13 protein-coding genes are annotated in these 11753 nt (G+C 40.4%); 9 read left to right on the forward strand and 4 right to left on the reverse strand.

Features of this window, described 5'->3' with window-relative positions; all coding sequences use genetic code 11:
* The first annotated feature begins 160 nt into the window (after positions 1-160).
* On the forward strand, positions 161-2692 hold the full coding sequence (locus G3O08_RS19735; RefSeq protein ID WP_163287173.1) for a LamG-like jellyroll fold domain-containing protein: 2532 nt from the start codon (positions 161-163) through the stop codon (positions 2690-2692).
* 391 nt (positions 2693-3083) lie between these two features.
* Here the strand turns inward: G3O08_RS19735 and G3O08_RS19740 are convergent, their stop codons facing one another.
* Positions 3084-3440: a hypothetical protein gene (locus G3O08_RS19740; protein ID WP_163287174.1), complete on the reverse strand. Its 357-nt coding sequence runs from the start codon at positions 3438-3440 to the stop codon at positions 3084-3086.
* Between the two features lie 289 nt (positions 3441-3729).
* Entirely contained in the window at positions 3730-4656 is a 927-nt protein-coding gene (locus G3O08_RS19745; protein ID WP_163287175.1) for a sulfotransferase, read from the reverse strand.
* Between the two features lie 150 nt (positions 4657-4806).
* On the opposite strand from G3O08_RS19745, the gene G3O08_RS19750 reads away from it, so the two are divergent.
* From G3O08_RS19750 to G3O08_RS19785, 8 genes are all read left to right on the forward strand, one after another.
* Positions 4807-5523 carry a hypothetical protein gene (locus tag G3O08_RS19750; protein ID WP_163287176.1) on the forward strand — a complete coding sequence of 239 codons (717 nt, stop codon included), beginning with the start codon at positions 4807-4809 and terminating at the stop codon, positions 5521-5523.
* Positions 5523-6659 carry a glycosyltransferase family 4 protein gene (locus G3O08_RS19755; RefSeq protein WP_163287177.1) on the forward strand — a complete coding sequence of 379 codons (1137 nt, stop codon included), beginning with the start codon at positions 5523-5525 and terminating at the stop codon, positions 6657-6659. The genes G3O08_RS19750 and G3O08_RS19755 overlap by 1 nt, the downstream gene beginning before the upstream one ends.
* A 272-nt stretch (positions 6660-6931) precedes the next feature.
* A complete protein-coding gene (locus G3O08_RS19760; protein ID WP_163287178.1) occupies positions 6932-7738 on the forward strand; it encodes a glycosyltransferase family 2 protein in 807 nt (268 codons plus the stop codon).
* On the forward strand, positions 7735-8295 hold the full coding sequence (locus G3O08_RS19765; protein WP_163287179.1) for an acyltransferase: 561 nt from the start codon (positions 7735-7737) through the stop codon (positions 8293-8295). Before G3O08_RS19760 ends, G3O08_RS19765 begins: the two co-directional genes overlap by 4 nt.
* Positions 8292-9020 carry a class I SAM-dependent methyltransferase gene (locus tag G3O08_RS19770; RefSeq protein WP_163287180.1) on the forward strand — a complete coding sequence of 243 codons (729 nt, stop codon included), beginning with the start codon at positions 8292-8294 and terminating at the stop codon, positions 9018-9020. Before G3O08_RS19765 ends, G3O08_RS19770 begins: the two co-directional genes overlap by 4 nt.
* Positions 9017-10144, forward strand: a complete 1128-nt coding sequence (locus G3O08_RS19775; protein WP_163287181.1) for a glycosyltransferase — start codon at positions 9017-9019, stop codon at positions 10142-10144. Before G3O08_RS19770 ends, G3O08_RS19775 begins: the two co-directional genes overlap by 4 nt.
* Before the next feature lie 63 nt (positions 10145-10207).
* The gene (locus tag G3O08_RS19780) at positions 10208-10462 is read left to right on the forward strand and encodes a type II toxin-antitoxin system Phd/YefM family antitoxin (RefSeq protein WP_163287182.1); all 255 of its coding nucleotides are present in this window, start codon (positions 10208-10210) and stop codon (positions 10460-10462) included.
* A gap of 39 nt (positions 10463-10501) precedes the next feature.
* The gene (locus G3O08_RS19785) at positions 10502-10717 is read left to right on the forward strand and encodes a Txe/YoeB family addiction module toxin (RefSeq protein WP_163287185.1); all 216 of its coding nucleotides are present in this window, start codon (positions 10502-10504) and stop codon (positions 10715-10717) included.
* 11 nt (positions 10718-10728) lie between these two features.
* Here G3O08_RS19785 and G3O08_RS19790 read toward each other — a convergent pair whose 3' ends face one another.
* Positions 10729-11061 (reverse strand): type II toxin-antitoxin system PemK/MazF family toxin, encoded by a 333-nt coding sequence (locus G3O08_RS19790; protein WP_163287183.1) that lies wholly within the window; start codon positions 11059-11061, stop codon positions 10729-10731.
* The gene (locus G3O08_RS19795; protein ID WP_163287184.1) at positions 11058-11291 is read right to left on the reverse strand and encodes a ribbon-helix-helix protein, CopG family; all 234 of its coding nucleotides are present in this window, start codon (positions 11289-11291) and stop codon (positions 11058-11060) included. Before G3O08_RS19795 ends, G3O08_RS19790 begins: the two co-directional genes overlap by 4 nt.
* Between the last annotated feature and the right edge of the window lie 462 nt (positions 11292-11753).

Here is an 11753-nt window from a genome sequence, read left to right on the forward strand (position 1 = left end):
TTGTTTTTGTTAAGTGTTTATTTTTCAACGATCTAAATATACAAAAACACTGTATTTTACCTTTCTATTTTTAGAACTATTTTTCGTTAGTTATTGACAGTCAAGTTGTTAATAATCGAACTCAGGTTTATACTTGTATTTCAATCAGAACGAAACACCAATGAAAGCTTTTTACAGAGTACAATCCAATCTTTTGATATGTACCTTTAGTTTAATGGCTGCATTTGCAACAGCACAAAGCAACCAGTATCTCCAATTCGCCGGAGTAGATGATTATACCGAATTTCCGGCTGCTGCACAGTATTTAACCGGGCTCAACACCATTTCTATGACCGGTTGGTTTAAAACCGATGCACTAACTTACGGACAGGGTATGATGAGTATTCGCGGTGGCGGAACAGGCGATGGACAGATGTATATGATTCAGTTGGGCAATGGCGTGATAGAATGTCGTGTGATAACTAATTCTGGCCTTCATGAAGTAGTGGCGCCTGCCGGAACAGTAATTCCCGGTGTTTGGCAGCATTACGCCTGGATTTTTGATCAAAATTCTGTTGAGCTTTTTGTTGATGGTATTTCTGTTGGATCGAGCTTTGCATCAGGCACCTTCCAAAGTAGCGACAGACCATTTACAGTAGGTATAACACTACAGGCGGGGTTTAATTTTATCTATAAGGGCGGCGCCGATGAAGTTTCGCTTTGGAGCAAAGCACTCACTCAATCTGAAGTACAAGATATTATTGACAATGAACTCATTGGCGATGAAGCCGATTTGGTAACGTATTATAAATTCAATCAGGGAACTCCCGGAGGCGATAATCAAAGTATTAACCAACTTATTTCCGAAGTTGGAATAGGCGATAGAAATTCCAATCTCATTGGTTTTGCCCTTACGGGAGATAATTCAAACTTTCTGGGCGAACTCGAATCAGGATTTCAGGCAATCAGCTTTCCACTTATTGGAAATAAATTGATTACCCAAGAGCCGTTTGATATATCTGCGGAGGCAAATTCAGGTCTGCCAGTTACGTTTACAATAGTATCTGGCCCTGCCAGCATTTCGGGCAATACCATTTCACTTGAAGGCACACCGGGCGAAGTAACTGTGAAAGCAAGCCAGCCCGGAAATGATATTTTTGATGCGGCCAATGATGTTTTCGTGACATTTAATGTTTTAGATCCTGCAACGACTTTGCCCGAAGTAACCATTTTACATCCGCTTGCAGGCGACGTATTTGTGCCAACGCTTCGGCCCTTGCAAATAGCTGTAAAAAGTACAATTAGTTACCCCGATTTATTTGAAACCGGTGATGTAACAGTAACTATTGGCAGTGATGAAATATCCCTTACGGGAAATGAAAACGGATTTTATACAGGTTGGTGGACGCCGGTAGAATACGGCCCTCAAACCATGATGGTAACTGCGCTCAACAATTTTGGAAATGCGGCAGAAACTGAAGCAGTAATAAACATTGTAGCAACTATGGAAAACGTATCCGTTAATGCCATGGATGAAGCACACGTTTATATTGAAGTACAAAGCGTAACTGTAGAAGCCGATTTGCCGAGTTATGTGGGTGCTTACGATCAAATAATTGGTACACTCACTATTTCTTGCCCACCGGGTGGTTGCGATCCCTGGGACCGTGTTTCATCTGTAGAAGTGCAAGGCAAAGATGGTGAGTGGTATGAGATTATCCGCTATCTAACACCTTATGGCGTGGCATGCAATCACACAATCGATTTGACAGATTTTATGTCGCTCCTCAGCGGAAAAACCGCTTTTCGGGTCAACCTGACAACTTTTGCGAATGGGTTTGAATACACGCTCGATTTAGATTATCAAGCGGGCGAACCCACAAACCCATATTCACAAGTACAGAAATTATGGTATCAAACCTATGCGTTTGGCGATTTGGCTAATCTGCAACCCACAGAAGAATTTACGCTGACCTATCCGATAAATACGGCAGCGGCCAAAATAAAATTAGTTTCTACCGGCCATGGCTGGGGAGTAGATGAGAATGCCGATACTGAAAATACAAACAATGCCGCTGAGTTTAGTGAAAACACACATCATATTTGGGTAGATGGCACAGAGACTTTTACCCAGCACAACTGGAACGATTGCAATCCAAACCCCGATGGGTGCAGCCCTCAATTTGGCACCTGGCAATTTAATCGCGCCGGCTGGTGTCCGGGGTCTATTGCCCAATTTTTTGATTACGATTTGGCAAACGTAAGCGATGGACAAGTAACGTTAGATTATGTATTCGACGAAGCTTATGTGGACTATTGCCACCCAAACAATCCTGATTGTGTTGATGGTGTAACCTGCGACAATTGCGATGGTGGTTTTAACCCGCATTTAATTGTAAGTTCCTATCTCATTACAAGAGGTCCGTCTCCGCTTGGCGGCCCTGTAGGATTGAATGACGTTGAAAATTCGTTTAATGCTTTTAATCTCTATCCCAATCCGTCAACCGGAAGATTTAATATTGGCTTAGATGAAAATCTGGACAATGTAGATATTGTTGTTTACGACCAAACAGGCAGATCGGTTAAAAAAATTCAGAGCCGTTTTCCTGGAAGGAGTATTGAAGTAGATCTGCGCACGGTAGGCTCCGGTGTTTATGTGGTAATGATTAACACAGAAAAGGGCACAGGAAGTAAAATACTTATTGTTATTTAAACACTAGGTCTTAAGACAGGGTTGATAAAAGGTTTATGAAGGAAATATTGGATTAGGGTTATCCATTTAAGTCGCGAAAAATATAATTCATCTCTCATACTTTGCAGCTTGATGTCACCCTTTCAGGGCTTTAGACTGTCACTTTATCTAATACACAGGGTTTCACGTCGCTTCGCTTTGTTGCACCCTGTGCTTTTGAATGTCGCCCTTTCAGGGCTGTCAGTCAATAATTTAGAAAATGCAATCACCTCCACAAGCTCTGTTCAATTCATCTAGCGATCTAAAGGGGTAACCCTATATTGGATTACATCCTTTTCTACATTTCGATAAGCTTTTTTCGATTTTAGCTTTTGAAATTCAGCTTTGAATTCTTCTATGCAGAATATTTCAGTCAAATAAGTGAGAGTCGTTTTGTAGTCTCAACAAATTCGGGAATTTCCGGTAAAAAGAAAAAAACAGAATCAAGGTCTTCATATGTTTCTTCTAAATCGTCAATTGCATTTTTAAAATTGGCTATTTCTTCCAGTGCAATCTGACTTTTCTTAAGAACATCAAGAGAAATAAATTGCCGTATAAGTGATGATTTCAAATCTTTAGCTGCTGAAATCAGATCATTTATAAGCATTAAACAAGTCTCGTCAAGTCCATTAAGCCATGTGAGCTTTTGCATGCGCTCATTGATAGTTTCTATTTCAATCGTTTTTTCATTGATTAAAATCTTCAAATCATTTATTGTATCAAGGAACATGTTTATTTGTTCACTATCTATTTTGGATGCATTTTTTCCCTAAATGAAAATTTTCGAATGTTCCAAAATGTTCGTTCGATTTCAGCTTTATGAGATATCATTTCACCTATGATTTTATTTACACTATAAATATACCATTATTTTAAATCATTACTAACTAAAAAAAAGGTTAGCAATGCCCTATTGAAGGATCTACCACAGAGAAATGATTTCAATAAGAAGTCGACAGCAAATCTTTGCTAGACTATCATAAATGGCGATGTAGTCTCGCTGGAATTGAGATTATTCGCTAGCGATTTTTACCTAAATAGTCGTCCATAAACCAATCAGAATCTTTTAGTTGCGGCAACATATCCGCTAATTTCCGATTGTCGTCAAGGTATGTGCTTCTCAACTTTTCTTGCAATGCATCCGAAAATTTAAATTTCTTTTTACCGCTTATTTGGTGTTCGATAAAGCGCAGCTTAACGCCAAAAAGCCATTTGCCATAGCGCCCCCGGTTCAATACGGATTTATAATGGTTTAGCTTTCTCACCAATTTTATTTGACGCGCTGAAAGACTTTTATTTACCTGTTTTACAGGGTCGGTAATTTTTACTTTTTCAAGTTGTAGAAGTGTGGTAAGCCTTTCGGCGAAAGCCGCAGGGTGAGACTTAAAATCTTCAAAAAGCAAAACATGCACCTGAGGGAATAAGCTTTGATAGAGCGCTATTAAATTAGAGTATTTATAAGCTTCTGTGGTCTCTGCTTCCGCGAATGTGGAATAAAGCGGATTTTCCGGTGTCGATTCCAAATTAGAAAAGCGAATATATGATTCAGGCGAGCAGGTATGTCCGCTGTAAACCCCTATTGCGTATAGCGATTGTAGCAAACTTACTTGATTGCGCAGCAAAATCAAAACTTCGGCATCGGGGAAAAATTGCTTTAAACGCCGGGCGGTGCGCGAGCGATTGGTAGAATTGAGATAAAGCGATTGGCCCACAAAAAGCTCATTCGAAAGAATGGCGTTTTTTGAACGGATTTCAGCTGCAGTTCTTTCAAATCCAACGGCGTCAAAAAGCGAATCATCCTGATAAAGCAATTGCTGAAAAGCTACCGAGAATTGAGTGGTTTCAACTCCGTAAAAAGCGAATCCATCCACTTTCGGAAAAAATTCTCGCTGTAAAGAGGTGCTCGCCGTGCGCGGCATGCCGATATGAATTATTGTTCTGGCCACGCCCAAAACTAAGGATTATTTGGGCTTGGGAATTGTTATGGGAAAATATTCTTATTAATTGGCGTATTCAGCATGATGAATAGTATTTGGAGCCGTCCAAAAACCAAAAACTAAACACCAAAAACAAATAACCATCCTATCTTTGACCAAATGAAGGATGCAGCAATTTGTATGACGGCCACCATTACGCCCAATACGGTATTGGTGAGTGCCACTGATGTAAGTGAGCGCCTGGCCGATTACAAAAAGTGTATTCGCTTCTATCTCGATCAAACAAATCTACCCATCTATTTTCTTGAAAATTCAGATTACGACCTTTCTAAAGATGTAGACTTTGAAGTCTTTAAAGCAGTTGAGCGCTTTAAGCTAATACGGTTTAAACCGCATCCCGATTCTGAAAAAGGAAAAGGATTTCAGGAGTTTTATACCCTTGATCGGTTTGTGAAAAACCATTTGAAAGAATCTGTCTTGATAAAAGTCACGGGTCGATATATTGTGAAAAATGTCGAAGTGCTTATTGCGCAGATACAATCTCAACTCACAATAGATTTGCATCGGAAAATGAAGGTAGCAATCACAGGTTTTTTCGTGGTCGACAAAGCAATATATCTCGCTCATTTTTACGAAAAGTATAAACTTGCAAATGATAAAAATGGAAAGTTTATTGAACACGTTCTCTATGACGAAATAATGAGCAGCTCATTGAAATCCATAACTACGTTGCTACCCCAAAATTCGCAATATCGTGGTGTTTCCGGTAGTTATGGCGGCAGCCTTGAGCGAAACAAATATAAAATGATGGTGCGGCAGATGGAGCGAAAAATTCTTCGAAGTCTGGATATCCCACAATTTTTAATTGAATATTGATGCGCTGGATTACCTATTTCCCTGAAATTCACAACGTGCATCTCACCAAAGACTTGGGATTGCTACCGTATTATATGCAGGAAGTTTTGGGTTACGATGCTGCCCTCATGGCGCGGTTTCCCGATGATGAATATCCGGCGCTGGACGGAGAAGTAAAAGGACTCGAAACCATTTCATTGGGCGATAAGGGGAACTTGTTTTTTACCGAAAAAGCATCAGTACACTATTTGAAAAACCACGCCAGAAAAATTGATGTTTTAAATTTGTATCACCTAAGCCGGCATACGCTCGTTTATGGAAATATCTACAAGAAAAATAATCCCAAAGGTAAGCTCTACCTCAAGCTCGATGCATATACCACGCATCTTCAAAAGCGAAAAAGGTATGCCCGGAATATCATCAAAAACATTGCACTCAAATGGCTTGAAAAGGAATTTTTTAGAAACGTCGATTTAATTTCAGTCGAAAGTCATGAAGGATTGGAAATGGCGCAGAAAACTTATCCCAATCTCCACGACAAACTTATTTATTTGCCAAACGGCTGCAATGATCGTTATCTGAAAACAGCGTTTACAAAACCATTTAAAAAGGAAAATACCATTCTCTCTGTAGGCAGACCGGGAAGCTCTGATAAAAACTATGAGCTGCTTCTGGCGGCCATACCATTTTTAGAATTGGGAAATTGGAAAATCAGAATTGCCGGACCGGTAAGTGATGAATTTGACCAGAAATGGCAAAAGGTACTATTAGATTATCCCGCAGAAGCTGCAAAAATTGAGTTTCTGGGTAATTTTGCAGATCGCAAAAAATTGTATGAGGAATACGCCGCGGCAAAGGTTTTCTTTCTTCCTTCACGTGTTGAGTCTTTCGGAATTGCATTTGTGGAGGCGCTTTATTTTGGTTGCGTGCTGGTGGGCCACAAGGGAATGTCAGCCTATAATGACCTTTCGGCAAATGGAGAATTTGGGGTTTATTTTGAGGATAATGATCCTGTAAGTTTTGCCAATTCTTTAAGCGAGGCAATTAAAATGAGCGATAATGAAGGTGTGCATAAACGCATTGAAAACCATGCAGCCGAAAATTTTTATTGGAGTACTTTGGCTGTGAAACTTGATAAGCGATTGAGAGATGAATAAAGTGGCAACCCTCTACGTTCAAACCTCGCGAGACACGAGCCTGCTCGAAGGCAGTCGCTCGTGTCTCGCGAGGGACGCATACTCCGGCGTCTCGCCGGGTTTACAATGTCAGAGTATTGAACAGCGACACCCCTTTAAATTAGAAAATATATTTCCTGATACTGACTCATCTATAATTATACATCCTCTTTTTTCGGACCTGGCGAGACGCCAGACAAAGTCAGCCTCGCGAGACGCGAGCCAGTGTGAACTGGGAAATCCTTGTCTCTTCAATGAATGATAAATTCTTCATATCAATAATCACCGTAGCCTACAATTCTGCCGCTACGATTGGCCGCACCTTGGAATCTCTCCGTCAGCAAACTGATAAAAGTTTTGAATCGATTGTAATTGACGGTGGAAGTAAGGATGCCACAATGGAAATTGTAAAATCCTTTTCAGACGTTGTTTCCAAAAGCATTTCTGAACCAGACAAAGGTATTTACGACGCCATGAATAAAGGTATCGCATTGGCCGAAGGCAAATATGTGGCGTTTTTAAATAGCGACGATGCATATTTTCCCGATACGGTGGCAAGTGTAATCGCATTTGCCGAAGAGCAAAATCCCGATATTATTTACGGAAACATGCAAAAGGAGCGCCAGTTGGGTAAGGAACTATTTACCCGAATTGAAAAACCCAATTTGCAGAAAATGCCTGAAACAATGGGTGTTTTTCATCCGGCGACATTTGCTAAAAAGGAACTCTTTGAACGGCTAGGCGGCTATGATTTACGATTTAGGCTGGCGGCAGATTACCACTGGTTTTTGCGCGCTTATATCGAAAAAGCAGATTTTCGATACCTCGATAAAGTACTCGTAAAATTTTCGGTGGGTGGGGTGAGTAATTTTTCATGTGAATCGTACCGCGAAGGCATCATTATTCAGGAAGAACTCAATACGGGATATGCCGACAAAATGCGTGTGCTCTACGAAAAATGCCGACGCAAGCGTATAAAACAGCAGATAATTGCTAAGTTTGTGCGCCTTCCAATCATCAAGAGATTATACCTGAAAAAGCTCAAAAAACGCTGGAATTGACCAAGTTTTACGAATACCTTTTGGCTTTGCGCTACCGGCTCAATGGCTGGCGGCTGAGCTTGTATCTGCGCTCGCTTGGATGTACGGTGGGCAAGAATTTAAAATGTATGCGATTTCCTACTTTTCGCGATATTCCGAAAGGCAATTATACGATTGGTGATAATGTAGTTATTGGTCAGGGAGTGATATTTGAAATTACCCAAACAGGTTGTCTAATCATAGGCGATGAGGTTTTGATTGGTGCATATACCAGATTTAGTTCAACAGCGGCCATAAAAATTGGAAATTGGGCTGGAATAGCCGAGAATTGTAGTATTCGCGGAAGCGCACACCACCTCAAGCGCAACCAGAAATATATGAAACAAGGAAACGTGGGAAAAGAAATATCGATTGGCGATGATGTATTAATTGGCGCCTGTAGCCAAGTGCTTATAGGAGCACAAATTCCTGAAGGAGTGGTGATCGGGGCACTTTCTTTGGTTACACAACATGTAAAATTACATTCTTACGGTATCTTTGCCGGCGCGCCCGTTAAACATATCCGCGACCGCGAATGAATACATCTGAAGTAAAAGCCTTTTTTGAGAAGACTGATGTCTATCTCACTTACAATTACAACCTGCGTATTCGCGCAGAAACGGTGGGCTATTTCATACGCAATTTGGAATTTGACCGCGTGCTGGATATGCCTTGCGGAACAGGTGATATCTCGGCACCGTTTATCCATAAATTCGGTCATCTTACGATGATGGATTTTTCGGAAAATATGATTGCCACTGCCAGGAAGCGGGTTCCAGATAACCAAAAGGGAAAGGTAGATTTTATTAATGCCGATTTTTACAGCCATGATTTTGGCGGAAGCCAATACGACCTCGTGATGAATATTGGCATTCTGGCGCATATCCGAAACCCCTGGGAGTTTCTTGAAGAAACCATGAAATTGGTTGCGCCGGGAGGATATTTAATTATTCAAAACACAGATTCAAAACACTGGTTTGCCAAGTTGATACACCTATATCTGGGAATGCGGAGAGCCGTTGGTAAGGATAAGTACAAGTTGAATAAGGTGCCTCAAGATGAGCTGATGGCACGAATAAGAAAGGGTGGTTTTAAGCTGAAAGACTCGTTCAAATACAATCAGTCATTTCTAGGATTATCACGCTTTTTTAGCAATGACTTGAAGTATAAGCTTACCCGAAAATATTTTGGGTATGCGGGTGCAAATAAGAACGCTTCCAGTGGCAGCGATGTTACCTTTATTTTCCAGAAACAGAGTGCGTGAAAATCAAGGTTTTAATAATTCCCGAGAGTTATCCGACCGATGAGAATCCGGTGGCAGGTATATTTATTAAAGACCAGATTAAAGCACTTTTGCCACGATGTGAAATCACTATTTTTAATTCTAATCCCTGGTATCGCGGGCAATACGAGGAAGTGGAAGGGGTTCGATTTTTCGATTTTCACCTCTTTTCAAATCGCTTGCCAACCATCACAAAACCCATTGGCTATGCCTGGTGGGAACAGCAAAGCTTGCGGGTAGCAAAGAAGATTCCAAAACCTGATATTATTCATTTACACGGCGCCGCTATGCGCGGAAAGATGGTGGAAAAATTGGCTGCTTTTTGGAATATTCCTTATGTAGTGACCGAACATACCGGGCCGTGGAGTGCCATTGCTGACAGACCCCGGATTTTCGCCCGCGCCAAACAAACTCTGGAAAGAGCTGCGGCTGTAATGTCCGTGAGCAATCATTTAAAGCAAGAAATGATTGACTCGGGAGTGAATTCAAAAAGCTGGGAAGTTTTTGGAAATCCGGTTGATACCGAGTTTTTTAGTTCACGAAGTTCGAGTCTTGCTGCTTCGCGAAATATTTTATTTCTCGGTCGTTTAGACGATTTTAAGGGTGGGCTGCGAACGCTCAAGGCTTTTCACAAAGTGTTAAATGATATTTCAGATTTTCGACTTACCATCGCCGGTACCGGAGTGGAATCGGAGGCCATTGCACAATATATCGTCGAAAACGATTTATCTGACCGGGTAGAATTTCTGAATCAAAGTTTGTCTCGTGAAGAGATGAAAATGCTTTTTCATCGGGCTTCATTCTTGGTTTTCCCGAGTTTATTTGAAAGTTTTGGGTTGGTCGCTGCAGAAGCTATGGCCACGGGATTACCGGTTATTATAACTGATCATACTGGTCCGAGGGATTTTACAAACCCGACAGTCGGTATTGCCGTTAATCCGGAATCTATTGATGAAATAGGTGAGGCGATGGTTAGAATGATCGGTAATCTGGATAGCTATTCGTCTGTTGATATTCTTGGGTTTGTGGAAGAGAAGTTTGGGATGATCAAATATTCGGATCAGGTTTTGGAGTGTTACGATCAGGCTATCAGAATCGAGCGATAATTATATTCGCGTAATAAATTACGATATCACCAACTTTAGTTATATTTATTCAAACGAATTGCCATGGCAGATGTAATAAATTTTTCTGATTTCCAGGAAAATCTAAATTTTTATTTTGAGAAAGTGCATGAGATGGGCAAGCCATTATGCATCACAGTTTCAAAAGGAAAGGACATTGTTGTAATGAGTAAAAGCGATTATAACGGAATGCTAGAAACTCTTCATCTTCTTAGTAGTCCAAAAAATGCAGAGAGACTTTTAAAGTCGATTCAAGATGACAAGGTGGGAGAAGTCATCGTTAGGAAATTAATCGAATAGGTTTGGATTTTGGATTTGCCGAATATGGTTGGGCAGATCATGTATTGGCAGAATCACGACAAGAGGATTCTAAAAAAAAATAATACTTTATTGAAAGATGTAAAGCGGCAACCTTTTGCAGGAATCGCTTCTCCAGAGCCTTTAAAGCATTCTCTGTCGGGTAATTGGTTGCGTAGAATTACAATGGAACATCGTTTGGTTTATCTTGTTCGAGACGATCAAATTCGTATTACTCAATGCAGGTTTCATTATTGATACTGCCGAGTTTAATACCGTAAAATATCTCCAAGACATTCTTTCACTTGGTCAAATTCTTTATCGGTTATTTTCCCCATCCTTTCAATTAGACGTTCTTTTGAAATAGACCGAATATGAAAAGTTAGAATTTCTGATTTGGCTTTTAATCCATTGGTTTTTTTGGGTTTCAGAATTACATTCCCATGATAGTTTTTGATTTTTGAAGTGAGCGGACAAGCAATTATTACAGCTGCATGGGTGTTTAAAAGATTTCCACTAATTATTACGACCGGGCGCATTCCGTATTGTTCGCTTCCGCGAATGGGGTTAAGATTAGCCATCCAAATTTCACCTTGTCTCATTTGTCAACCTGCTGCATGTAATCTGCCATCCCTTCTTCGGCAATAGCCATTACATCTTTGTCAGAAGCCATTTTTTGATATGACTTCACATATGCTGCTCTGTTTAGCTGATCAAGATAGATGCTCAATGCCTTTTCTATAAGCTTGTTTTTAGGCAGCTTTAGCTCTTCTGCTTTTTTAGAAAGCAGAGCTAAAAGATCGTCGGGAAGAGAGCTGGTGAAAGTTGCCATGTTTAAGGTTTATATTTACGAATCGTAAATATAAGTATTTTGTTAGAATAGCATGATGTTTTTGATGTAATTGTGTCGACCACGCTCTGCAGTTCGAAGAATATATTTTATTGTCTGATTCTAGTATTCAAAGGAGTAAATTAGAAAATATTTTTCAAACCGCAGGGTAGATACCACTGCGGAGCGCGCATTTAACGTTGATTCAACTCCAAAATTCTTTTGACGATACGGTATCCCCATTTGCTACATCTTCCAGACCCTGATTAATATCCTCAATTTCCAATTTAGTCAGGTTGTCCCACCAATCAAGACTCCTAGTTTTTTCTGAAATCCTTGTATCCACCCGACCATCCCATATTGCCTAATTCCCACCCCCGCCTGATCTTTGTCGAAAATAATTTTGATGAAGTTACAAGAAAAAATGTTTGCTCTGGTTCAAGCCTGGCAAGAGAGCGGAATGGT

This window comes from Cryomorpha ignava (genome assembly GCF_010686655.1).
Classification (GTDB): Bacteria; Bacteroidota; Bacteroidia; order Flavobacteriales_D; family Cryomorphaceae; genus Cryomorpha; species Cryomorpha ignava.